Here is a 23,874-nt window from a genome sequence, read left to right on the forward strand (position 1 = left end):
GTTACTACTTCTGGAATAATTCTTACTGGAATGCCAAACCTATTTTCCGTGCCCTTAGCTTTTCTGCTATCTCTGAAAGAATCAGCGGATCATCGATGGTAGAAGGAGTAGCGTATTCTACGCCATCGGCAATATGACAAATGATCTTACGAAGGATCTTGCCAGAGCGTGTTTTGGGTAAGCGTTTTACAATGGCAGCATTCTTAAAACAAGCCAGTGCGCCTATCTTTTTCTTTATCAAACCAATGAGTTCTGTTTCCAGCTTTTCTTCTTCTATTACGGCGCCATCCTTTAATAACACCAGCGCAACAGGCCGTTGCCCACGCAGTTCGTCTGCAATACCTACAACAGCACATTCCGCTACGTCATTATGCATGGCCACCAACTCTTCCATGGCGCCTGTGCTTAAGCGATGACCAGAAACATTGATCACATCATCAATACGACCCATGATATAGAAATAGCCATCGCTATCTTTATGACCTCCATCTCCTGTTAGGTAATAACCGGGAAAACGTTCTAAGTAGCCTTTCCGGAATCGTTCATCGTTTTTCCAAAGCGTAGGTAAGCAACCTGGTGGCAAGGGTAATTTCACCACCACCGCTCCTTCTTTGTTTTCTTCAAGCAGCTGTCCATCTTCCGAAAATATTTCAACATCATAACCACAAACAGGAAGTCCTGCTGATCCGGCTTTAGGTGGCAGAGGCTCTACTCCAGTCATGATACCCAACATAGGCCAACCACTTTCTGTTTGCCACCAATGGTCAATAACAGGACGCTGCAGCAGGTCATTTATCCAATGATAGGTAGGAGGATCACAACGTTCGCCAGCCAGGAATAACGTATCAAAATAGCTCAGATCATATTTCTTCAACAATTTCCCTTCAGGGTCTTCTTTTTTAATAGCACGAATGGCTGTGGGTGCAGTAAACAGGCTACGTACTTTATGTTGTTCAATAACTCGCCAAAAGGCGCCCGCATCTGGTGTCTTCACAGGTTTGCCTTCGTACATTACGCTTGTACATCCATGAAGTAATGGACCGTAAATCAAATAGGAATGCCCAACTGTCCAACCAATATCACTGGCGGCCCAAAACACATCACCCGGATTAATGTTATAGAAATAGATCATGCTGAATTTGAGGGCTGTAGCATAACCACCATTATCCCGTATCACACCTTTTGGTTTGCCCGTAGTGCCTGACGTGTAAATGATGTATAAAGGATCAGTTGACAACAACGGAACGCAATCTACAGGGGTTCCTTTCTTCTGCACAATTAAAAAATCAAGCTCATCGTTGCCATTCAGCTTATCATAATCCGGCTGACGCTGGAAAAAGATCTTATAAGCAGGCTTATGCTGTGATAGATTAATAGCTTCATCCACCAATGGCTTATAGGGAATTACTTTATCCACCTCTATTCCGTAGGAGGCTGAAATGACAGCTTTGGGTTGTGCATCATCAATGCGTATGCTTAATTCATGTGGTGCAAAGCCTCCAAACACCACAGAATGAATAGCCCCAATGCGGGCACAGGCTAACATAGCAATAGCAGCTTCGGGTATTACCGGCATGTAGATAACTACAGTATCGCCTTTTGTAATACCCAGACTGTGTAAACCACCGGCAAATTGGGCAACGGCGTTTTTAAGCTCGGTGTATGTATAGGACTTTATAACCCCAGTTACTGGCGAGTCATAAATTAATGCAGCTTGCTCTCCTCTTCCCTGCTCTATTTGATAATCTAAACACAGGTAGCACGTATTCATTTTACCATTGACAAACCAATGATAAAACCCTTTTTCATCTTTATTTAAAATAGTCGTTGGTTCTTTAAACCACTTCAGCAATCGAGCTTGTTCGGCCCAGAACTTTTCTTTTTCCTCAATGCTATACTGATAAAACTCTTTATAGTTCATAGCTTACAATAGTTTCTACTATAAGTTAAGCAAAATGAAAGAGAAAAAAGCTGATACCATTTCATTAGCTAAAAAAACACAGCATAGCCAAAGACATGTGCATTCTGGCATCAATCGGCACGCTGTAACATTATTTTAAAGTCTGATTACGGTACATTATTTCTAAAAAATCAATAAAAAACAACAAGCTTACTAACGTTGCGGATTATAGTAAGTTATTGTAACTTTCTAATCAAACAACCGCATATGAGAAAGCTGTCATTTTGCATGCTGTTTCTCTTTGTCACTTCTTCCCTTTTCAGCCAGCAAACAACTTCACGGGATTCACTTACCAAACAGGATTATCTTCAAAATAGTAAGGATCAAAAAACGCTAGCTTTTATTTTCTTAGGCTTAGGTGTTACCCTGGTAGCCGTAGCAGCACCTGGTGACGTTTCATTTGACACACTACCTGTTCTTGTAGGAGGCACCGCTATCTCTTTCATCAGTAGTGGCTTACTCTTTCTGGCTTCTGGACGCAACAAACGAAAAGCAAGGCAACTCAATGCTTATTTTGAATTACAACAACACCCATTAAAATCCTACACAAAGATTGAAACACATTCTATACCTGCCTTATCCATTGCCATACACTTCTAATAGGCCTTTTCTTTCTCAGCCTATTTTTATAACATATAGCAGAGTTGAGTTAGAAAGACATTGTTAATACCCCGTATCATGTTTATACAGCAACATCGCATTAAAACTTATGTATATTAGCACACTTGCATATTATACATTTCTAATTGTCTAAACCTAATAATACATATCCCAAGTACTATCTCTACAATCGCATTGTAAAGGCGAAACTTTTTATAGATAGCAATTATGACCAGCGTATCGATCTGGACAATATTTCCGACGAGGCCTACTTCTCAAAGTTTCACTTTATCCGGCTTTTTAAATCCATTTATGGTAGAACGCCTCACCAATACCTGACATATGTGCGATTAGAGAAAGCAAAACATTATTTGAGTAATGGATTTACTGTTACTGATACCTGCTTTAAGGTAGGCTTTGACAGTCTTACCTCATTTACGGGCTTATTTAAAAAGCAGGTAGGTCAAACTCCGTCTGCCTACCAACAGTGGTATCACCAGCGACAGGCACAGATCAAAACACAGCCCCTCGGGTTTATTCCACATTGCTTTGCTGCACAAAAGGGCTGGACAGAAAATAGCAATTTTCAAGAAGTGCCATAATCATTCCCTAGTGAGATTTGTGACATTGTTTGAAAGAATAAAAAAGAAAATAACAATGATCACAAAAATGAACCACGTTAGCATTTTTGTCTTGGACCAAGACAGTGCTTATGATTTTTATGTAAACAAACTGGGCTTTAAAGTACACACAGACGCATCCATGGGACCCGGCATGCGATGGCTAACCGTTTGTCCACCCGAGCAACCCGAGCTTGAAATATCCTTAATGGCTATTCAAGAAGGTATGATGTTTAAAGGCGAAGCAGCCGCCCAAATGCGGGAACTGGTTAAGAATGGAACGTTTGGCTTTGGCGTGTTCCAGTGTAACGACCTGAATGCAACATATGAAGAATTAAAAGCAAAGGGTGTTGTCTTTAAAAAGCCACCAACAAAAGAATTTTATGGCTATGAAGCTCTTTTTGCTGATGATTCAGGCAACTGGTTTTCATTGGGTGAAAAGAAGGAAGGCTGATCCAAACTTATTAAGTGCTGCTTGCTTAAACAACGACCCTTTCTATGGCAAGCAGCACTCACTATAATTATTCTATTCACCTACAATTGAATTAGGATATCTACTAATTCTTGTGGCTTACTGAAAAAAGGGGAGTGACTGGTAGCCAGTTGATATACTTTTTCACACGGTGTTTCAGCATACATCTTTCTTTGAATAAATGGTGTAACGGCACGATCTTCTGTGCACTCTATATATACTCTTGACACTCTTCCAAAGTTTTCATCTGTTAACTCGAGTGGTGTAATACCAGACTCAACTGGTTCATGGCTTAACAGGACTTTTGCCAATTCTGTAATGGTATCATCACAGTCGTGATACAAGCCTTCTTTATAGATCTCGTTTTGCAAAGTATGTGAGGCTGTTTCTGGATGCTGGGTCACGTAAGGTTTCAGCCAGCCCTCGGTATCTTGTATTGAATACTCTCGCTGTGTTTTACCATTGGGAATTAAATAGGCTGCCAGGTAAACCAGCTTTTCTATTTTATCTGGTCGGTATTCAGCAGCCTGAGAGATCATGATCCCATTTTTACTATGCCCAACCAAAATAACTTTACCAGGAATGTTATCCATCAATGCACAAATCTTTTCAACGGTAGACTTCATTTTCACTTCCTGGATGGGAGTTTTATCTCTACCCATGCCGGGCAAGTCAATAGCAATGGCTTTATGACCGGCCTTTTCCAAAAGAGGAACTATGCGATGCCAGTTCCAGGCACTATGCCAAGAACCATGAATAAGAATAAACGTTTTCATGCTAATTTATTATGCGGTAAAACTGGAAAAATCAGAAAGAGATTTCAACCCAAACCTTTAAACAACAGTAGATACTTTAGCTGCTTCCCAGCCAATCATGGCCGTTTTGCGGGTAGTTCCCCAATGGTAGTTACCAATGCTGCCAGATGATTGAATAACCCGGTGGCAAGGAATGATAAAAGCAACAGGGTTTTGACCAATCGCAGATCCAACGGCCCTGAGCGCGTTGGGGTTATTGATCGTTGAGGCTACGGCTCTGTAAGAGGACAGACCGCCCACTGGAATTTTAAGAAGTGCCTCCCATACTTTCAATTGAAACGCTGTTCCTTTCAAATGAAGTTTAATTTGATCCAGCATACTCCAATCGTGCGTAAATATATGGAGGGCATTTTGCTGCATCAGATCTACCACTTGTTTATATACAGCATTCGGAAACTGGCATTGAAGCTCGTGCAAGGCGTTTCGTTCATCATCAGCAAAGGCCAAATAACAGATACCCTTGGATGTAGAGGCTACCAGAATATTTCCGAAAGGGCTTTCAGCAAAGCTATAATTGATGGTAAGTGCAGCACCACCATTTTTGTACTCACCCGGTGTCATTCCTTCTATATTAATAAAGAGATCATGTAGTCTCCCAGTACCGGAAAGTCCTGTTTCATAGGCTGCATCAAACAAACTAGCACCAGTTTCTTTTAAAAGACCTTTTGCATAATCAACGGTCAGGAACTGTAAGAACTTTTTTGGACTCACACCAGCCCATTCTGAAAACAAACGTTGAAAATGGAAGGGGCTTAAATGGACTTTTTGTGCAATATCATCCAGTGTCGGCTGCTCTTTGAAGTTTTGGGAGAGATATTCAATAGCATCGGCAATGCGGTTGAAATTGATGTTCTCTTGTTGATTCATTGCTGATTCATTTATACCTCAAAACTATTTTGCGAAAGGGCCACGGGAAACCCGATTCTTGCTAAGTTAGTGAGTATACAACTTCTTTCTAGAAAGGATGCAACTATGATAGAATTTGATTTTCCATTACAGCCACCCAGAGCGTCGAAACTGCCGATACAGCAAAATGCATGCGCCAAGGGTTAAAGCTAAGACCACCGGATAACTATAATGCCAGTTTAACTCTGGAATGAATTTAAAATTCATTCCATAAATGCCAGCTACCATAGTAGGTACACCTATAATAGCAGCCCAACCTGCAAACTTTTTGAAACTTCATTCTGTGAAATAGATATCAGTGAAAAGTTGACCTCCAGGACACTGTTAACCATTTCACGAGTATTATCCACCACTTCATTAATGCGCATCACATGATCATAAATATCGCGGAAGTAAGGCCTTGTTTCCTCCGAAATATGGACAAAGTCAAAACGAATTAACCGGTTGCACATATCAATTAGAGGAGATACTACCCGTTTTACTTCAACAACCTCTTGTTTCAATCGATAAATTTCTTCTGTGGTTTCCCGGTTAGGCTTTTTACTAAATACCGCCTCTTCCAATCGGGTTAATTCCTCCTGCAACTCTTCCACCACAGGAAAATATTGATCTACGATGGAATCCATAACGGCATAAAATGCAAAACTGGGTCCTTTGCCCAACAACTGAGGTGTGCTCTCGCACCGCGAGCGTACTGTACCATACGAAATAGTTGAACCATGACGGATAGTTAGAAGAAAGTTGGAGCCAAGGAAGAAATGTGTTTCCCCAAAATTGATATGTCCCTGGTTCATGAAAGCGGTACGCATTACCATAAAAAGCGTTTCGCCATAGAGCTCAATCTTAGGGCGTTGATGAGCATGATGGGCATCCTCTATAGCCAGATCGTGCAGTCCAAATTGATGTTGTGCCTGCAAGAGCAGTTCCTCATCGGGCTCATGAAGGCCTATCCAAACAAACTTATCTTTTTGCTGAAGGATTTGATTAATATCTGAGACTTTGGCATCGGCTATACGGCGACCATTGGAATAAGCGGCACAGTTGATCACAGCGCTCATCGTAGCAACCTTTTACTTAAAATTACCACTTTTCTACAGGCTCATCAAGGACTGGGAAAAGATTAGCTGATTAGCTGATGTGATAATTAGCTGATGTAAGCGAAGAGAATATTGAACAAGGAACAAGGATTGATGAATGATGAAGAAATTGGGAACGGGAAATGCGAAAACAGCAATACGCATATTATCCATTTTTGAAACACAAGGCAATCAACTAAAGTTTAGGCTTTACCAACTGGCATGAACTTTTTACTATCTTATTTGTAATAAGGAAGCACTAGTTGAAATCATACAGTAGTGCAGTTAGACATAATTCGTCTGTTATGGAACAATTATTAAATATGCCGCAAACAAGCAAGACAGCTACATCTGCCCCTGGAAATCCCACCATTATTTTGGCAGGTGCCACTGGAGACCTTGGACACCGCATTGCCAATTATCTTGTTAAGTATGGAGCTGTGGTGAAAGCATTGGTACGTAAAGGAAGCAAGAGCGACCGGCTGCCTTCTTTGCAACAGCAAAAAGTAAAGATCATAAGTGTAGACTTCAACAACCCGGAGCAATTAAAGCAAGCTTGCAAGGGCGGCACTTGCCTTGTGTCTGCCTTGAATGGATTAGAGGATGTTATGATTGATGTACAAACACAACTGCTCACTGCTGCTTTGGAGGCAGGTGTTCCACGTTTTATTCCATCCGATTACTGTATCGATTATACCAAACTCTCTTATGGCAGTAATCGCAACCTGGATCTACGCAAGCAGTTTAATGAACGCTTAGACCAAGCACCCATCAGCGCTACTTCTATCCTGAATGGCATGTTTACTAACTTGCTGACTGGGCAAGCGCCTGTTATTCTTTTTGGATTAAAACGCGTTGTTTACTGGGGAGATGCAGATCAATTACTTGATTTTACTACAATGGAAAATACAGCTGAATATACAGCCCGTGCAGCTATCGACTACAATACTCCACGCTATTTACGTATTGCAGGAGAAGTAACCAACGTCAGGGGGCTTCAGCAATCGGCCATCAAAGCCACTGGAAAAGAATTTCGGCTACTCAGAGCGGGTAGCTTAAACAACTTGCAATCCATGATCTCCATTACGCGTACCTTATTCCCAAAGAAAAAAGAAGTATTCCCTCCTTGGCAGGGTATGCAATACCTGCACAACATGCTTTCAGGGAAAGCGAAGCTTTTACCTCTTGACAATGAACGCTACACTGGCATCCATTGGACTTCTGTAAAAGAAATACTGGTTAAAAGCGTATCGTAATTTTATTGCGTATGTCCTTTTACGTTACACGGTTCCTTCAAAGAGCTATCAAAAGCAAAAGCTAACCCTTACTTTCTTACTACCATTCATCAGTCCCCTCCTACCATTCATCAGCCGAGCAATCCACTCAGCAAGCTATTTTTACGCCAATCCGCTTATTTTGCCGCTCATCACACATACTTTACCGATCGGCTAAGAAAAAACACCACTCATATCGGATTTTCTTCTACCCGATTTAGCCACTATATAACTTTGGTTCTTCAATCAATCGGAGTATATCTCCCATGTAAAATGAACAAAAAATTCTGGATGCTTAATTTACCCGTTGCCGTCAACGAGTGAAACTACTACCGGAAATCTCCATCCTGTAATCACCCAGTCAAAGATTCAACCGAGTTAAACGAGTGACCTGCAAAGGTCCGGTTCACCACTCATTCTATTTCCAACGGTCACAGTAAAAAGTAACTATCATCAACATGAAAAAGAAACATGTGATGATCGTAGTGATAGCTATTGCCTTGCCTATCCTCTTTCATCACGTTAAAACATATAAAAGCGCTGAACAAGCGCCCAATAAAGCCATTGCTCCCAAAACCAACAGTGTTACGAAAGAGGTAGACCTCTTTACCAACATCAGTTTTTGGAGCTAGGAGTTTGTTCACTTTTAAAACCAACAACAATGAACATTGGCAAAAAGATCCTGTCGGCCTTTGTAGAAGTATCGGACAAAGAAAAAGAATCGTCCGAGCCGCCGGCAGCAGTACAAAACACTTCTACACCTGTTAGTAATGGTACGAATCCGGCATCTACCGGCAAGTTTCAGCAGCATTTTGACAAGCTGTTTGCGGAAGCCAACATTCCAGGACCCGATTATTTCGAGTTCTCCAAAATGGTGGATGTAATGAGCGTCATTCCTGATGAAAAAGCGCGGTATGCAGCAGCGTTTGCCGGCTTGACCGTACAAGGCCTGGATAAGCAAAAGCTGCTTTCAACAGCCAACGAGTACATCCGTTTGCTAGAAGCAGATGCCACAGCATTCCGTAGCACCATTGACCAGGCCGTACAGGAAAAAATACAGGCCAAACAGGCCGAAGTAAAAGAGAAAGCGGCCCGCATTCAGCAGCTGTCGCAAGAGATCACCGAACTGCAAAACCGCATCGTGGAACTGGATGCGGCCATCAAGGAAAACGAAGAAAAAATATACCACAGCACCGAAGGTTATGCAGCGGAATCGGAAGAGCGAAAGCGAAGGATACAGGTGGATATGGAGAAGATCGAGCAGCATATTGAGTGAAAGAGCTGCAAGCTACAAGCTGCACGCTGCAAGCATTAAACAGCCAATCGTGAATGGTGAGTGGCGAGTGTTGAGTGTTGAGTGGTGAGTGAGAGGCTACGAGCCGTGAGAAATGAGAAATGAGTGATGAGTGATGAGTGATGAATAATGAGCGACTTATGGAATTTGGATTTTGTGATTTGGAATTTATGCCTGAACAAACAAAAATGAGCAACAGTTTTTATAACAATTAAAACAACAAACATGATACAAACAATTGAAAACAAAAAGACACCGGGCTGGTTCTCGGAGCCTAAGAATGTAGCCACTACCGTTGTGGGCTTATCATTGGTAGCAGGACTTACCTATGGTTTCCTGACCTACGTATTACCCTGGATGGTAACCGTTACCTGGAACCTTGTCAACCTGATCATAGGTGGCGCCATCCTTGGCTTTATATTAATGATTGTAAGTAACAAGAAATTCTGGAGAGCTATAAAATACTTCTCTGAGTTTATTGCCAACTACACCATTGGTCTGGCCATTGAGCTTAACCCTTTTGCCATCCTGCAAATGAAAATCGATCAGGGATATTACGACCGTAAAACGTTGTATAAACAATCGGCAAAATTGAAGGGTAAACAAAGCGAGCTAATGGGCAAGCTTACTACCAAAGAGAAGGAACTGCAATTGAATGTGCAGAAGGTAAAGATCCTGCAGAAGGAAGGTGGCAACAATCGTCAACTGGATCTCTATGCCAACAATGTGTTGCGCTGTAGAGAGTACATCGACAATGTAACTCCCATTGTGGGTGACCTGACCAAACTGATCAAGTTTGCCGACATGGCGTATGATGAGAGTGGTATCATGCTGGAAGATGCCAGACTGGATCTGGAAGCCAAGAAAGACTTATACTATTCTGTCACCACAGGTTTGTCGGCCGTAAGCAGTGCCATGAAAGCTTTCAAAGGTGATGATGAATTGAACCGTGACGCAGAGAAAGCCCTGGCTTTACTGAAAACGCAGATCGGTGAAAAGATCGGTCACATCAAGTCGGCCATCGATGTCACTTCTCGCTTTATGGATGATCGTGTATTGGAGGACAAGGCCAAGTCCGCACAGGCTATTGAACTGATCAACCAGTTTGATATGCAGTCCGACTTCAACTACACGAAACAGGCTCTCCGCAAAGAAGGCGGTCACCTGAAAGATGTCAATATCACTGACCGCTACAGAGGACTGCTTGATTAGAGTTCATGGCGCCCTATGAAAGGAAAATCCAAATAGGAAAATCCAAATTCCAAAGGTTAGGACAGTTAACTCAATGGAATTTGAATCAATCCTTCGCTGCGCCGCCAATACCCATGTAAAATAAGTTTAGCTCAATAGCATTCCTATTGCTGAACGGAGCGTCGCCACTGGTGAAAAATCAGGGTGATGCAGCCGGGAGCCCAATCCATGTCCAAACAAAACCAAAATAGTTTAAACCAATTAAAACGAAATACAATGACAATCAAATTAAAACCCGCTGGTAAATTATTAATCATCGCTGCTATTGTAACAACAGGCATTTTGGCCATTCGATGGTATCAACGTCAACCTAAAGAAGTAGGCGACTCCATTGCCATTGGCCAGGTAGCCTTACCCGATGTAGCTGAAGCCTCATTAAGTACTAATGCCGTAAAACTGCCTTTGCCAACCACCGAGCCGGCTAACAACGGTGGTTCTCAAATTACATGGGAACGAATGGCCTGGAACAGCCAGTTCTCTGGAATGTATGCCAATGGTGGTATGCGCACCACAAGAGGCTCCTTGTTTGACAAAGCTCATGTAGACATTACCTATGTACGTCAGGACGACTGTAACAAACAGATGGCTGACCTGGTAAAGTTTGCCAAGGAGTATCAATCCAGTTCCAATACGCCTGGTGTGTTGATTACGTTTATGGGCGACGGTATGCCTGCGTTCATGACCGCGCTGTCAAAAGAACTGGAACCGTTAGGACCAGAATATCAGCCGATCATCCTGCCCTTAACACACGGTAAGTCGTATGGTGAAGACCAGGTTATGGGTCCACAGTCATGGAAGCAAGATCCACACAATGCTATTGGTAAGGCAGTAGCCGGTGTGTTGCGTGATGGTGACATCAACATCCTGTTGAAATGGGCTGGCGACAACGGCCTGAAAGTAAACCCTGATGAGACTACATATGACCGTGAAGCTATTAACATCATTGCTGCCAACGACTTCCTGGATGCACCCAACAAGTACATTACAGGTTATTCTGAAAAGAGAAAGATTGTGGTGAATGGCCGTACTACAGGTAAAGACACTACGATTGGTGTAGATGCGGTAGCAACCTGGACGCCAGGCGACGTGAACGTGGCTACCAAGAAAGGTGGACTGGTAACCATAGCCAGCACCAAACAGTATGCAGCGCAAATGCCTAACCAGACCATCGCCATTAAGAAGTGGGCGTATGATCACCGTACTGATGTAGAGAACATGATCATCGCTCTAGCTATGGCAGGCGACCAGGTACGTTCCTTTAACGAAGCCAAGGCCTTTGCCGCTAAAGTAAGTGCACAAGTGTACCAGGAGCAAACACCCGAGTATTGGTTGAAGTATTACAATGGTGTGGAAGAAACAGATATGCAGGGCCTGAAAGTTAACCTTGGTGGTTCTACCGTGTTCAACCTGTCCGACATGGCCAATACTTATGGCTTGGGTAATGATAAGGTAGACCGCTATAAGGCTGTATACAACACGTTTGGTAACCTGATGGTAAAAATGTATCCAGCCATTATGCCTTCATTCATGCCTTATGAAAAGGCGGTAGACAAGTCGTTCTTGTTTTCTGTGATCTCTAACCACCCTGAGCTGTTAGAAGGTAAATCAATAGAAGCCCAATATGCTTCTCAGATCACATCAGCTGTATCGTCTAAATCGTACAGCATTGTGTTTGAGACCGGGTCGGCTAACATCCATCCGTCATCTTACCGCATGCTTGATGAGATTTTTGAAAGTGCTGTAGTGGCGGAAGGTTTAAAACTAGGTGTGTATGGCCACACGGACAACAATGGTTCTGATGCCATCAACATACCACTTTCTGAAAAACGTGCTAATGCGGTGAAAGCCTACTTGTTGAAGAAAGGCTTAAAAGAAGCCCGAATTGAAACAAAAGGATATGGTGCCAGTCAGCCGATTGCTGATAACAACACCGAAAGCGGAAAAAGCAAGAACCGTCGTGTAGAGATTGTGCTGGGTGAGTAATGAACGGGGAGAGGAAGGATTGAGTGAATGGTGAGAGAAAAGCTACGAGCTATGAGCTCTGAGCTGTGAGAAGGGAGCTATGAGAAGTGAAAGGTGATACGTGAGAAAAAAGGTCATTTGTGATCCTTCCCTCCTTCCTAAAAGGAAAACCAAAAACCAAATTCCAAAATCAAACACTTTGATCAGACATCAGAGATCAATAAATCAGACATTCCAAAACTCTTCATTATGGTTCAAACATTATTTAAACCCTTTGCCAAATTAAGCAAGCAATCTTTCATCACCTTAGTGGTGTTGCAGGTAATACTAGCCTTACTGTTCTGGCATACTGCTTCCAACGGGCTTATACCCCAACCACTGAAAGTGGCTAAGGCATTTGTCTCAATGTTAGGCAGCCGCCAGCTACTTGACAATACACTAATTAGCCTGGGACTAACAGTACAGGCTATGTTATATTCGATAGCGATAACCTTATTATTTGCCTACTTGTCTGTAGTCCCCTTTTTCAAAGGCATGGCGCAATTCCTGGTCAAGTGTCGCTATCTCACATTAACCGGTTTGATCTTCATCTTTACGTTGCTCACGAAAGACGGCAGCCAGTTGAAGCTATCACTACTAATATTCGGTATCGTACCCTTTTTCGTCACCTCGTTCCTATCGGTAATTCTTAACAGCAACAGGCAGGAGTATGAATTGTGCCAGACACTGGGTTACAATAACTGGCAAACACTTTATGAAGTGATCATTGTTGGCAAGGCCGACCAGGTGTTAGAGATCCTACGTCAAAACTTTGCCATTGCCTGGTTGATGATCACCCTGGTTGAAGGACTGAATATGAGCGAAGGTGGTATTGGCGCTTTATTAATTAAATACAATAAGTATAACGATCTGACGCATGTATTAGCCATACAACTGGTGATCTTTCTCATTGGTATTGGCTTCGATTATTTATTAGGGACTGTCCGTCATTGGTTGTTCCCTTATACAAAACTCAATGGAGGACATAAAGCATGATGACCTATAAAAAAGAAGAAGAGATTTTGTCTGTAAAAGACCTGAGCCTGCAATATGATAGCCGTCTCATTCTACGCGACATCAACTTCCAAATCAAAAACATAGTACGCCCCGGTTGCCTGCAAGGACAGGTGGTATCACTCATTGGCCGAAGTGGCATTGGCAAAACACAGTTATTCAAACTGCTGGCGGGATTACAAACACCTACATCAGGGTCTATTACCATACATGATAACCAGGTAGTAAAAGCAGGCGACATGGGTGTTATTTTCCAGAACTACTACCTGTTTGAATGGCGCACCATACAGCAGTCGTTACTATTGGCCGCCAAACAAAACACCAGGCTAAGAGGAAAAGAAAAAGAAGCCATGGCAGCCTATGTTACTCAATTTGATCTGGAGCAGTGCCTATGGTTGTACCCGCAACAACTTTCCGGTGGTCAACGCCAACGTGTAAGCATCATTCAGCAATTGCTCAAGGGCGCCGATTTCCTTTTGCTGGACGAGCCATTCTCAGGCCTAGATGTATGCGTACTGGATAAGGTAGTGGATCTATTGAGGCAAGTCTCTCTTTCGGATGAACTAAAAACACTGATCATCGTATCGCACGACATTGAAACTGCGGTAGCCATTTCAGATACGGTATTCATACTTGGTCCGGATAATGGCCAACCAGGTGCAACAATCAAAAAAGAGATCGATTTAATAGAGCGTGGCCTGGCCTGGCAAAAAGATATCAAGAAAACAAAACCCTTTTTAGATACTGTCGACGAGATCAAACGCTGTATCTAGTTCGTTGGTTTTAATTTGAAGAGCCCCTGTTTCTACGGGGGCTTTTAAAAGCTGCACACTTAACGCTGTACGCTGCTAACAGCGCACCGGAGCGCGAAGAGGGATAGGAACCACACAGGCACTGGGAGCACGGAGGGGCACAGAGCAAATTGGGGCCGCAAAAATGCAAAGGCACAAAGGAGCACAAAGAGAAGTTTGCGCACAGAGGAAAGGAAGACCGCAGATGAGTGGGATTTAGAAAGGATTAGCAGGATTAGTGTCAGCAATCCATATTGCCAGGCTGCCGAGTTTTGCTGCGACCTCATTCAAAACGTTTTAGGCATTTTCACTTTTTAAACAATAAGTATTTTACCCTATATCGTTGTAACCAATATACCTAGACCATAAAGGTTTTCACTCATATACGCCCCTAAACAAAACCCTACCAATACATTCATAGTATTAAATATCTTATGAAAGAAAAACATAATTGAAGCCCCAAAAACAGCTTTTACTAATTAGGTTTGAACTTTGAAAAAGGCTGATTGAGGCTTCCCCTTCAATCTTTTTTCTCAGTAACCCTATAGATTATGATAAAGACCATACTGACCGTATCCATTTGCTTTATCACTCTTTTGCTGCACGCTCAGAATACTGATCTCCCTGGGCCCACTCCTCAATTACAAACCTTGCCCTCTGGAAGCTATATTATTGCCATGGACAACACCTTGCAGCTAAACAGTGCAGGCAATTTTAATTTAAAAGCCTATGGCCTTGTTGTTTATTTATTGAATAACAACGTTAGAGTGAAATGGGCTATCAAAGCTGGGAAAACGAAAGACGGCATCGACTTTACCGGAACTGCTGAAACCATAAAACCTACGCTGGTAGCTGCTGGGGCCGCTAAAAATTTCAAAGCGGGACCATTCGTCATTTTTGCATCAGACACAACAGGGGTAGCTTTTCTAATCGACGCGTTTTATGCAGCTAATTCCTTGACAGGATTAAATCGTCCCACTATTTTTCGATTAACGGCCGATGTAACAAACGTAGACATACGTTATGATCTTTCGGGGTTTCGCCCCAAGGCAGCAATACTAACAGATGGCGGCAATCAAAACATTCATCTGGCTTATATGACAGCGGCCGCCATACCCGCTATTAGCTATGCAACTTCGCTGGGCACCGACCTTTTAATTAATTGCTTCACATTCGCTTCTGAACCACACAATGGCAAAACGGGAACTGCTGTAAACAATGCCATAAATGCCATTAAAGATTTTGTTACAAAAGGTGGCAATTTTTTAGCTCAATGTGATGCCATAGATAACTATGAGAATAATAGCCTTGGTCGTTTTCAAACAACGGGTGGCATTAAAGTCACTAACACAATAGGAACAAATTATACGTACCCTAATCCCGACCTGAGCCTTTCTCAATATGAAGGAAACTATGATGGAAATGCTGGGGGAAGCGTAAGAGACTGGAAGGTTATTGGAACAACTATCAACAACCAGCATAGTCATTTTAAAGGCACCCTAGCGGATACAATGGCAATCGGCGTTAGTGTATCCAAACATTTCAATGGTAAAGGTGGGCTTGTTTTTTATGTAGGCAATCATGATTTCGATCCTTCAAAAGCCGCAGAAATTAATGGCATTCGCATGTACATGAATGCTTTTTTAACGCCATCCAACACCAACTGCCCGTTACTAACTTTCACTCCGCTTGATGCAAAGCTGACCCAATTTTCTGGTAATACTCAAAACGGAAAAACAAAATTGGCATGGACGGTTTCAAACAATGAATCTGTTAAACAGATTTTTGTTGAAAAAAGCCTGGATGGAACAAACTTCAGCCTGGTTGCAGTTTACCCTCCTTCAACAAATACTGGTATAAGCAACTATCAATACACGGAAGTACAAAATGTAACAAAGACTTATTATCGTCTTAAATTGATAGATAAGCAAGGCTCCAGCCAATCCTCCCCTGTAGTTTTCATTTCTTATCAGGAAAGCCAGCAGCCCTTTATACGCGTTTTAAATGACGCAGGCAAAGATGATATAATGATCAGCTATCATAGCAATAAAAAAGACATGGCAAACTTTTATGTCTATAATTCTTCCGGCACGAGAGTTTATTCAGGAAAACACATGCTTGTTGAAGGATCGAATATTGTATCTATTCCTGCAACTAGTTTAAACCAAAAAGGCATTTATTTCGTTGAGGCTATCAATCAGGACAATTCTGTTCTTAAAACAAAATTGATGAAGCTCTAATAAAGCATTCTCAAGTTCCACTTTGTTTGAGAGGTTAAAGCAGCTATACCTACACTTTAAAAGGACAAGAGTACTTTATCATCGGAATTATATTTTGGCAATTGATGAGCTATTTGCCTATAAATAAGCTTTTGTCTAAAGCAATGCAGTATTTAAATACCTGCTATAATGATCACACGATAAGCCATCGTATAAAAAAGCCAAAAGCCAATATTCCCACATTCTCAAATTTCGTAGATTAGTAAACGACATTTTACCTTTACCCTATCCATCCCTTTTTATTACTTCCTTTCCTTTTGAATTCAACATCATTTGTCATTCACATCTACCCTGCTAACTGAACCTACCCGATAAAAGTAGGAATGGGCTTAGTTGTTAACCACTTATTTATTTCGTTTATGAAAAAGAAGCTGTCTCAACTCATTACTTTGTTTATGTTTTTATTCTTAAGCATTTCAGTTAATGCACAGAACACAATGCAGTCACCTACATACCGGGCGACTAAGCTCACAGAATGGATGAAAAAAGATCTTCAGCTTACAGATGGACAAGCCTCCAAAATACAGGATATCAACCTAAAATATGCCAATAAAACGGAAGAGGTAAAAAACAGTACTGTAGGCAAAAGACAAAAAATCCAAACACTTAAAAATAATGAGCGGGCAAAGGACGCCGAACTAAAACAAGTTCTTAACGAAACCCAATATAAAACCTATGTGAACAAAAAAAATGAACTAAAAGAGAAAGTGAAAGAAGAAGAGAGAGTCCGGAAAGAAGGATATTAGATGCACCTCTATTTGTATCCATAGCAACCAACTTTGATTATTTTCAACCAGTAAATCAGCTACAGAAAAATCACTAAGACTAAAACGGCACAAATTATTTAGAACATGGAAGAAACCTGGATCGACAAATGGAATGAACGATATAGCGCTGAAGCGTTTGCTTATGGCGAACAACCCAACAACTACTTAAAAGAGCAATTGGAAAAACTACCAGTTGGCTCTATCCTATTTCCGGCAGAAGGAGAAGGTAGAAATGCTGTATTTGCTGCAAAGCTTGGCTGGAAAGTTTCAGCCTTTGACATCAGTATGGAAGGCCAAAAGAAAGCTTTAAAGCTAGCCGATGCTAATAATGTAAGCATTGACTACCAGGTGGGTGAATTGGAAACCCTAAACTACAGCCAAGGTCAGTTTGATGCCATAGCGCTTATTTATGCCCATTTCCCGGCAGATATTAAATCACAGTATCATAAAAACCTTGGCAAGTATTTACGCAAAGGCGGCATCGTCATTTTTGAAGCTTTTAGCAAAAAACATATTGACTATCTATCAAAGAATGAAAATGTGGGTGGCCCAAAAGATGTGGCATCCTTGTTCTCTATAGAGGAAATCAGGTCAGATTTTGCCAATTATCACTTTATTGAATTAGAAGAAACTGAGATTGAACTAACAGAGGGACTATTTCATAATGGACTTGGATCTGTCATTCGATTTGTAGCACAAAAGAAATAGATACAATTAGCGGCAGCCTCCCTTAAAACGTAAGCACAAATAGTACAATGGTTCTACTCAACAGGCTTGTATATCTCTAATAAATTCACTATTTATGGCAAGTCGATAGCTGTTACAACTGCAAGATGAAATCTGTCAGGCACAAACTGACAGCCTTATATTTCGTTGTAATGGCACGAAGTCAATAATAATCAGAACGAAGACTATGCCGGTATTTATATTAATGATGCACGTAAAACCTACCGACGAGAATCCCGGTGTCAATGAAATTGCTGGCGCTTATGTGAATTGTTTTGTAGAATCTGACACATTTGATACTGCAGAGAAAATAGCTATCCAATTTATTAGAAATCATCATTGGGCGCCTATAGATTTAGAAGAAGGCTATGAAGTCACTGAAGCTGATTACGATGGCGACCCAAATGGTTTAGAAATTTACAAACAAGTACTGATTGAAAAGGAGAAGTATACTTTTCACTCGTATACAATAGAGTAAGATTAAACTACATACAAGGCATTTCAGAAATGCTATGTAAAATATAAATACAAGGGTTTGCATGTAGCATTCTACCTACAAGAAGCTGTTATATACTAACATGTTAGGGCATGTTAAAACACATTAACATTTTTCCCTACTTTTACCACCGATTCCGTAACCAAAATTAACGCTGTGAAAATGATTGCAGGTAAACGGCTGTTCCTGTACAGCTCCATACAATTTTTACTTTCCCTTCATACTACTATTGGTAAGGCACAAGCCCCTAATCCATATAATTACCAGGATCTATCCCACACCGTAAACATTCGCCTCCGTGATTCGTTAAAAAGCAAATGGACAGTACCAGATATCTATAAGAACAAGGAGACACAAAAGAAGTATAAGGAGTTCTGGGATGGGCGTACGGCATTTATTGTAAATGGAATTGATAATAAAAACTTCATCCAGGAAAAGGAAGTATACAATTTTGTAGATGGCATTGTTGATAAACTGCACAAAGGCAATCAAAAGTATCTTCCTAAAAAGCCAACCCTCCTAATAGACCGAAGTGCCGCTGTAAACGCCTACTCGATTGGTGGTGGCATCATTGCCGTAAACTTAGGACTGCTGGCTTTTGCGTCCAGCCAGGAAGAGGTGGCCTTAGTAATAGCACACGAGCTTTCACATGATATTCTTGGTCATGCCGATAAATCCATGAAAGAGCGTGCTGAATGGCTTACTTCTGACGAATACAAAAAATCACTCAATGAAGTACTCGATTCAAAATATGAACGCTATAGCCGGTTAAAGAAACTGATGGAAGGTTACACCTTTTCCCGCACACGCCACAACCGGTACAGTGAAAGTGATGCCGATTCTCTGGCAGTAGTATTATTGAAAAACAGCAACATCGCTTTTGATGCAAAATACTTCCTTCGCCTGGACAGTGCGGATCTGCAATATTTGCAACCATTGAACAAGCCTGTAAAAGAATATTTTACAGTTTTCAACTTACCTTTTGAAGATAGCTGGACGCAGAAACGAACAAAAGGCCTTTCGTCAAAGAATTACAATTTTAAAAAATCAAACGAGTTGGCTGATTCCCTAAAAACGCACCCAGACTGTGTTCACCGCTATGAAAATACAAAAGCATTTACTACAGCTAACTATACCCCCTTACCCATTCCAGCAACGTTAGTGAAAAAAGTTAACCAGATGATCATCTGGAATACATTTGACAACCGCAACCTTACTGCCTGTCTCTACCGGACCTTCCAGGAAATGGATAAAGGCGACACAGACGCCTGGTACAAGTTTATGGTGTTTAATATTTTTTCTGGTTTAGCTTTTTCCGACGCTCAACTAGAGCGATTCAACTCCATTAATGTAACCTCCAAAGAATACATCTCTCAATCCTATTACGAGCTGCAAACCATGCTGGAGCAAATACCCCGGGAAATGCTGGAACAGTATTATAAAAATCTGACAGAACAGGCCTTCTGGCAACAGTTACCAACAGATGCCCGCAACTTAAAGAGCTTCTTTTATACCATTTTGAATAAAGAAGCCACAGACAAATCAAAAGAGGTAGCAGCTAAATCCTTCACCGCCAATCATGCTACAAGTATGTACTGTGAGTTTGCAGACCATTTCATTAAAAAGTAAATAATACACAGACCAATAAACCGCAAAATGAGAACAAAGTCAATTATGATGCTTTGTAGCCTTTTATGGGCTGCAACCGCATGGAGCCAGTCAAAAGTATTTAAAGAGGTAAGTGAAGATATTTCCTCTCAAATGAAAACCATTACACAGGATGATGCCCTGATCGGCTACCTGATGTTTACCCAACTGGAAAAAGCCAGCAAGGATTCGTTCAATTACCAGGTATCTATTATGGACGAAAACCTTAATGATATTGGTAAATTAAACTTCCGGGAAAAGAATTTAGAATTACAGGCCGTCTCCTTTGACCAGGATGTGTTATGCCTTGTCTACCTGAAAAGTGACATGGCTGATCTGAAAGGCAACAGTATGAAAAAGATTCGCAAGTCACTGGACGGCACCCAAAACGAGTTGTTTACGCAGCTGGTAAACTTGCAGGGTGAAATTATCAATACCAGCTCACAACAAGTAGAGCTGAGATTAAAAGACGAAGTGACTTATTTTAAAAACAGCCGTCCCTCCACTATTCCTGGTCGCTTGAAAAATGAAGTGATCCTTAAAAACATTCCAGGTAAAGGATTTTCACTTTTTTATGGTGATGAGAAACAGAGACATCTTTCAATCATTGACTTAACAGGAAAAGAAACTTGGCAAAAGACTATGACAGATGGAAATGTTGTTGGTATGCTTACTTCTCCTTCAGATGTTTATTTACTATTACAATTTAAACACCAAAAATGGGAAGGCGGCTTTAAATTGAGAGGTTATAATGCTACTAACGGTACTGCCTATGACAATTATGAGCTAAAAGATAAAAAGGGCAATCAATTAAAGGTGTTGAGTTTTGAAGCAGACCCTGCTACAGGCAAGCCTTTAGTAACCGGCGTTATCATTAATCCGAGACGTGACGATCATTTTCTTAGCGTAAAAACAATGCGCAGAGGTGCCTACGACGGGGTATTTACCTTGCTTGTCAACGGGCCTAAAAAATCAGATATAAAAGAACGGTTTTCTTATTGGCAAGATGGCTCCAAAGCACCAGAAATAAAAACAACGGGTATGTTGAGTGAAGGGAAGCTCTATCCCGACTATGCTAAAACCATCCGTGACTTCCAGGGCAACACCTATTTTGTTGGCTCTTCCTATGTTCGCAAAGTGAATGTTCCCGGAATTGCCGTAGCTACCATTTTAGCGCCCTTTATTTTTCCCCCTATTGCGCTACTCGTAAGTGGCGTACATAAGGTGAAGCAAACCGATGTGGTTTTGTTAAGACAAGATTCGACTGGTAAGATCCGCTATGAAAATAAGATAGATGCCTCTAGATCCAGGTCTCTTCGTAACAAGGATCCATTTTCTGCTTTTAGCAACCGCAACTTTTACTCAGTAACAAACACTACCAGCAAATCCAACTTTTTAATTATGGATGAAGCAAAAGGGGCCGTTATTTATAATCTGGAAAAAAAGAAAATAGTGCGTAACGTACCGCATAATGATGGAAACGTTTACACCTATATCTATCCGGCCAAAGAAGGCCATATCATGGTTATGGAATACAACCAGAAAGCAAAGGAAACAAAGCTTTCGATTGAAGCTTTATAATTAACCTTTTGAATTTTATTTTAACAGAGGTCTTTCAATTGAAAGGCCTCTGTTTATTATAGCCTATCAGTCAGTAGCCACTCTCTCCACACCTATTTTCCAAGCCTCACTTAGATTACTCAACTCACTATTCCCCGTTGCGCTTTAGGGTAAATATAACCGACTAAAACATACGTATATTAGCAAATTGCCGGTTATTGTATATAAACAACAGCAAACCATAAACAACAATAAAAAATAGAACCTCATGAGAAAAATAATTTCGTTTATGCACATATCGCTTGACGGTTTTGTGGCAGGGCCGAACGGAGAAATGAACTGGATTAAAGTTGATGAAGAAATTTTCGATCATGTTGGCGAACGGGTAAGCGAAACTGATACGGCATTATATGGACGGGTAACCTATGAGATGATGCAAAATTACTGGCCAACTGCAGGAGATGAACCTGGAGCATCCAAACATGACATCAAACATTCCAAGTGGTATAACAAGGCTCACAAACTTGTTTTATCAAAAACAATGGAAGACACGGGTTTGACTAACACAAAAATTATTAGCGACAACCTTTTGGACAGAATAAATGAAATAAAGCATGGGTCCGGGAGTGATATACTGGTTTTCGGTAGCCCCACAGCAACACATTCATTGATTCAACAGAACTTAATTGACGGCTACTGGCTGTTTGTTAATCCAATTATTCTTGGACAAGGCATTCCCTTGTTTACAGACATCAAAGACCAAATAAAATTAAAACTATTGAGCACCCGACAATTTACTTCCGGAGTAACGGAACTGAATTACACTGTTGACAGACAATAACAACAATCCACTAATAAAGGTATTGGCAAAAGCTGGGTGAACGGAAGATCAATCAGCTGTATACTGTTACACAAATGCATTTGATCCGAACAAGCAGTAACTATCCAGCCTTTGCCTATACCCGATCGTTTACTTCATACAATCACTTCAATCAAAATAGTATATGGGAAAACTAGCTGAAATAAAGACCAAGGAAACCGACGCCAGCATAGAAGACTTTATCAATAGTGTAGCTTCTGAACAAAAACAAAAAGATAGCTTCACTCTGATCCAACTCATGCAAAAACTGACAATGGATAATCCCAAAATCTGGGGCACTTCAATCATCGGTTTTGGTAAATTACGATACAAAAGTCCCTCTTCCGGAAGAGAAGTAGATTGGTTTAAAATTGGTTTTTCACCCCGCAAAGCCAACCTGACCATCTATCTGTGTGGCGATGTTAAGGCTCAAGCATCATCACTTGAAAAGCTAGGCAAACACAAAACAGGCGGAGGATGTATTTACATTAATAAGTTGTCTGATATAGATATTAAGGTGTTAGAAGAAATGCTAACTACGGCCTTGAGTACAAAGCAATAGACCCATTGATTTTCCTTCCCGATTGCCCTCGTCTCACTTGCTATACATAAGGTCCAGCAAAGCAGGCACTAGCGGGCCGAAACAATACACTTAACACAGTAGTTCCACCCCAAACACATTCACAAACAATCTTACCATGCCTCCAGACCTATTGCTGGTAATAGACACTATCTACAAACCTTGCGGGCTGGTTTTCACGGAATTGAAACCCGAAGAGGAAAGCGCTGAATACGACGCTTTTACTTTTAAGATCAACAACCAATCCATTAAGTATAGAGCGGCTAAAATCACACCCACTAAGACAGGGCAATTTGTTACTATCTGGAAAAGGAATGGCAAGGGCCCTATTGAACCATTTCATATATCTGACGACTGGGACTTAGTTATTATCAGCACCAGGAATGACAATAAACTAGGACAGTTTATTTTTCCTAAACATACGTTATACAATAAAGGCATCGTATCTGGCAATGAGAAGGAAGGCAAACGAGGCGTTAGAGTTTATCCGCCATGGGATAAAGCTGTCAACAAGCAGGCCGAGAAAACACAAAAATGGCAACTAGATTATTTTATTGACTTCACCAACAAAAACGACATAGACAACGCTAAGCTCCAGCAACTGCTTTTTATTACTAATACTTCCCTACTACAACACTAAATCAAAAGCTTTAATAGAATCGTTGCAACGTCTCTAAGCTATTTGTAGTGTTTCTACACATAATAAACGACCGCCGTCCAGAGTTTGTAACCACAAGTGTTCGAAAGATCCTGGCCACAGTATTCTTTATATATTTTGCCTAGGTAAGAAATGATCCAGTTGTTGAAGCTGGTGTTCCTTCTTACTTATCTTTTCAACATTTTGGACCGCAGATATTCGAAACGTACACTTTGCGTTCCTTTGCGA

At 41.2% G+C, this 23,874-nt stretch carries 22 protein-coding genes and 1 pseudogene; 19 read left to right on the plus strand and 4 right to left on the minus strand.

The window, feature by feature from the left end; genetic code table 11:
• Window positions 1-22: 22 nt before the first annotated feature.
• Entirely contained in the window at window positions 23-1,921 is a 1,899-nt protein-coding gene (locus SY85_RS07620; RefSeq protein WP_066403112.1) for a propionyl-CoA synthetase, read from the minus strand.
• 246 nt (window positions 1,922-2,167) lie between these two features.
• Between SY85_RS07620 and SY85_RS07625 the strand changes: the two genes are divergently transcribed.
• From SY85_RS07625 to SY85_RS07635, 3 genes are all read left to right on the plus strand, one after another.
• Entirely contained in the window at window positions 2,168-2,560 is a 393-nt protein-coding gene (locus SY85_RS07625; protein WP_148661133.1) for a hypothetical protein, read from the plus strand.
• Between the two features lie 146 nt (window positions 2,561-2,706).
• Window positions 2,707-3,162: a helix-turn-helix transcriptional regulator gene (locus SY85_RS07630; protein WP_066403120.1), complete on the plus strand. Its 456-nt coding sequence runs from the start codon at window positions 2,707-2,709 to the stop codon at window positions 3,160-3,162.
• Window positions 3,163-3,217: 55 nt separating this feature from the next.
• Window positions 3,218-3,634 (plus strand): VOC family protein, encoded by a 417-nt coding sequence (locus tag SY85_RS07635; RefSeq protein WP_066403123.1) that lies wholly within the window; start codon window positions 3,218-3,220, stop codon window positions 3,632-3,634.
• 80 nt (window positions 3,635-3,714) lie between these two features.
• Here the strand turns inward: SY85_RS07635 and SY85_RS07640 are convergent, their stop codons facing one another.
• From SY85_RS07640 to corA, 3 genes and pseudogenes are all read right to left on the minus strand, one after another.
• Window positions 3,715-4,428 carry an alpha/beta fold hydrolase gene (locus tag SY85_RS07640; protein ID WP_066403124.1) on the minus strand — a complete coding sequence of 238 codons (714 nt, stop codon included), beginning with the start codon at window positions 4,426-4,428 and terminating at the stop codon, window positions 3,715-3,717.
• A 57-nt stretch (window positions 4,429-4,485) separates the two neighbouring features.
• A complete protein-coding gene (locus SY85_RS07645) occupies window positions 4,486-5,334 on the minus strand; it encodes a bifunctional helix-turn-helix domain-containing protein/methylated-DNA--[protein]-cysteine S-methyltransferase (RefSeq protein ID WP_066403125.1) in 849 nt (282 codons plus the stop codon).
• A 126-nt stretch (window positions 5,335-5,460) separates the two neighbouring features.
• Window positions 5,461-6,431, minus strand: a pseudogene (corA, locus tag SY85_RS07650) (magnesium/cobalt transporter CorA).
• Window positions 6,432-6,754: 323 nt separating this feature from the next.
• Between corA and SY85_RS07655 the strand changes: the two are divergent.
• The 16 genes from SY85_RS07655 (at window position 6,755) to SY85_RS07725 (ending at window position 23,628) form a co-directional block, all read left to right on the plus strand.
• Window positions 6,755-7,705 (plus strand): NmrA family NAD(P)-binding protein, encoded by a 951-nt coding sequence (locus SY85_RS07655; protein WP_226999042.1) that lies wholly within the window; start codon window positions 6,755-6,757, stop codon window positions 7,703-7,705.
• 476 nt (window positions 7,706-8,181) lie between these two features.
• Window positions 8,182-8,355: a hypothetical protein gene (locus SY85_RS25610; protein WP_158512945.1), complete on the plus strand. Its 174-nt coding sequence runs from the start codon at window positions 8,182-8,184 to the stop codon at window positions 8,353-8,355.
• A 29-nt stretch (window positions 8,356-8,384) separates the two neighbouring features.
• Complete coding sequence (locus SY85_RS07660; protein WP_066403128.1) at window positions 8,385-8,999, plus strand: hypothetical protein; 615 nt, start codon at window positions 8,385-8,387, stop codon at window positions 8,997-8,999.
• 243 nt (window positions 9,000-9,242) lie between these two features.
• On the plus strand, window positions 9,243-10,229 hold the full coding sequence (locus tag SY85_RS07665) for a hypothetical protein (protein ID WP_066403130.1): 987 nt from the start codon (window positions 9,243-9,245) through the stop codon (window positions 10,227-10,229).
• Window positions 10,230-10,484: 255 nt separating this feature from the next.
• Window positions 10,485-12,251 carry an OmpA family protein gene (locus SY85_RS25920; protein WP_226999044.1) on the plus strand — a complete coding sequence of 589 codons (1,767 nt, stop codon included), beginning with the start codon at window positions 10,485-10,487 and terminating at the stop codon, window positions 12,249-12,251.
• 228 nt (window positions 12,252-12,479) lie between these two features.
• Window positions 12,480-13,265 carry an ABC transporter permease gene (locus SY85_RS07675; protein WP_066403137.1) on the plus strand — a complete coding sequence of 262 codons (786 nt, stop codon included), beginning with the start codon at window positions 12,480-12,482 and terminating at the stop codon, window positions 13,263-13,265.
• Window positions 13,262-14,056, plus strand: coding sequence for an ABC transporter ATP-binding protein (locus SY85_RS07680; protein ID WP_066403139.1), 795 nt, complete (start codon window positions 13,262-13,264; stop codon window positions 14,054-14,056). The genes SY85_RS07675 and SY85_RS07680 overlap by 4 nt, the downstream gene beginning before the upstream one ends.
• Window positions 14,057-14,625: 569 nt before the next feature.
• The gene (locus SY85_RS07685) at window positions 14,626-16,314 is read left to right on the plus strand and encodes a T9SS type A sorting domain-containing protein (protein ID WP_066403141.1); all 1,689 of its coding nucleotides are present in this window, start codon (window positions 14,626-14,628) and stop codon (window positions 16,312-16,314) included.
• 398 nt (window positions 16,315-16,712) lie between these two features.
• Window positions 16,713-17,099, plus strand: coding sequence for a hypothetical protein (locus SY85_RS07690; RefSeq protein WP_148661134.1), 387 nt, complete (start codon window positions 16,713-16,715; stop codon window positions 17,097-17,099).
• A gap of 105 nt (window positions 17,100-17,204) precedes the next feature.
• Window positions 17,205-17,828, plus strand: a complete 624-nt coding sequence (locus tag SY85_RS07695) for a class I SAM-dependent methyltransferase (protein WP_066403145.1) — start codon at window positions 17,205-17,207, stop codon at window positions 17,826-17,828.
• 205 nt (window positions 17,829-18,033) lie between these two features.
• Window positions 18,034-18,324 (plus strand): hypothetical protein, encoded by a 291-nt coding sequence (locus tag SY85_RS07700; protein ID WP_066403151.1) that lies wholly within the window; start codon window positions 18,034-18,036, stop codon window positions 18,322-18,324.
• Between the two features lie 180 nt (window positions 18,325-18,504).
• Complete coding sequence (locus SY85_RS07705; RefSeq protein ID WP_066403153.1) at window positions 18,505-19,971, plus strand: M48 family metalloprotease; 1,467 nt, start codon at window positions 18,505-18,507, stop codon at window positions 19,969-19,971.
• A gap of 27 nt (window positions 19,972-19,998) precedes the next feature.
• Window positions 19,999-21,570: a DUF6770 family protein gene (locus SY85_RS07710; protein ID WP_148661135.1), complete on the plus strand. Its 1,572-nt coding sequence runs from the start codon at window positions 19,999-20,001 to the stop codon at window positions 21,568-21,570.
• 247 nt (window positions 21,571-21,817) lie between these two features.
• Window positions 21,818-22,390, plus strand: coding sequence for a dihydrofolate reductase family protein (locus SY85_RS07715; RefSeq protein WP_066403157.1), 573 nt, complete (start codon window positions 21,818-21,820; stop codon window positions 22,388-22,390).
• A 163-nt stretch (window positions 22,391-22,553) separates the two neighbouring features.
• Entirely contained in the window at window positions 22,554-22,970 is a 417-nt protein-coding gene (locus SY85_RS07720) for a DUF1801 domain-containing protein (protein ID WP_066403160.1), read from the plus strand.
• A 136-nt stretch (window positions 22,971-23,106) separates the two neighbouring features.
• Window positions 23,107-23,628 carry a MepB family protein gene (locus tag SY85_RS07725; RefSeq protein WP_066403161.1) on the plus strand — a complete coding sequence of 174 codons (522 nt, stop codon included), beginning with the start codon at window positions 23,107-23,109 and terminating at the stop codon, window positions 23,626-23,628.
• Window positions 23,629-23,874 lie beyond the last annotated feature (246 nt).

It is taken from the genome of Flavisolibacter tropicus, assembly GCF_001644645.1.
GTDB lineage: Bacteria > Bacteroidota > Bacteroidia > Chitinophagales > Chitinophagaceae > Flavisolibacter > Flavisolibacter tropicus.

What these genes read in the sequence shown, in the direction of transcription:
- SY85_RS25610 (WP_158512945.1), top strand. Translation starts at nt 8,182, where the DNA reads ATGAAAAAGAAACATGTGATGATCGTAGTGATAGCTATTGCCTTGCCT.
- SY85_RS07690 (WP_148661134.1), top strand. Translation starts at nt 16,713, where the DNA reads ATGAAAAAGAAGCTGTCTCAACTCATTACTTTGTTTATGTTTTTATTC.
- SY85_RS07715 (WP_066403157.1), top strand. Translation starts at nt 21,818, where the DNA reads ATGAGAAAAATAATTTCGTTTATGCACATATCGCTTGACGGTTTTGTG.
- SY85_RS07710 (WP_148661135.1), top strand. Translation starts at nt 19,999, where the DNA reads ATGAGAACAAAGTCAATTATGATGCTTTGTAGCCTTTTATGGGCTGCA.
- SY85_RS07635 (WP_066403123.1), top strand. Translation starts at nt 3,218, where the DNA reads ATGATCACAAAAATGAACCACGTTAGCATTTTTGTCTTGGACCAAGAC.
- SY85_RS07620 (WP_066403112.1), bottom strand. Translation starts at nt 1,921, where the DNA reads ATGAACTATAAAGAGTTTTATCAGTATAGCATTGAGGAAAAAGAAAAG.
- SY85_RS25920 (WP_226999044.1), top strand. Translation starts at nt 10,485, where the DNA reads ATGACAATCAAATTAAAACCCGCTGGTAAATTATTAATCATCGCTGCT.
- SY85_RS07645 (WP_066403125.1), bottom strand. Translation starts at nt 5,334, where the DNA reads ATGAATCAACAAGAGAACATCAATTTCAACCGCATTGCCGATGCTATT.
- SY85_RS07705 (WP_066403153.1), top strand. Translation starts at nt 18,505, where the DNA reads ATGATTGCAGGTAAACGGCTGTTCCTGTACAGCTCCATACAATTTTTA.
- SY85_RS07640 (WP_066403124.1), bottom strand. Translation starts at nt 4,428, where the DNA reads ATGAAAACGTTTATTCTTATTCATGGTTCTTGGCATAGTGCCTGGAAC.
- SY85_RS07685 (WP_066403141.1), top strand. Translation starts at nt 14,626, where the DNA reads ATGATAAAGACCATACTGACCGTATCCATTTGCTTTATCACTCTTTTG.
- SY85_RS07720 (WP_066403160.1), top strand. Translation starts at nt 22,554, where the DNA reads ATGGGAAAACTAGCTGAAATAAAGACCAAGGAAACCGACGCCAGCATA.
- SY85_RS07680 (WP_066403139.1), top strand. Translation starts at nt 13,262, where the DNA reads ATGATGACCTATAAAAAAGAAGAAGAGATTTTGTCTGTAAAAGACCTG.
- SY85_RS07660 (WP_066403128.1), top strand. Translation starts at nt 8,385, where the DNA reads ATGAACATTGGCAAAAAGATCCTGTCGGCCTTTGTAGAAGTATCGGAC.
- SY85_RS07675 (WP_066403137.1), top strand. Translation starts at nt 12,480, where the DNA reads ATGGTTCAAACATTATTTAAACCCTTTGCCAAATTAAGCAAGCAATCT.
- SY85_RS07695 (WP_066403145.1), top strand. Translation starts at nt 17,205, where the DNA reads ATGGAAGAAACCTGGATCGACAAATGGAATGAACGATATAGCGCTGAA.
- SY85_RS07725 (WP_066403161.1), top strand. Translation starts at nt 23,107, where the DNA reads ATGCCTCCAGACCTATTGCTGGTAATAGACACTATCTACAAACCTTGC.
- SY85_RS07700 (WP_066403151.1), top strand. Translation starts at nt 18,034, where the DNA reads ATGCCGGTATTTATATTAATGATGCACGTAAAACCTACCGACGAGAAT.
- SY85_RS07625 (WP_148661133.1), top strand. Translation starts at nt 2,168, where the DNA reads ATGAGAAAGCTGTCATTTTGCATGCTGTTTCTCTTTGTCACTTCTTCC.
- SY85_RS07665 (WP_066403130.1), top strand. Translation starts at nt 9,243, where the DNA reads ATGATACAAACAATTGAAAACAAAAAGACACCGGGCTGGTTCTCGGAG.
- SY85_RS07655 (WP_226999042.1), top strand. Translation starts at nt 6,755, where the DNA reads ATGGAACAATTATTAAATATGCCGCAAACAAGCAAGACAGCTACATCT.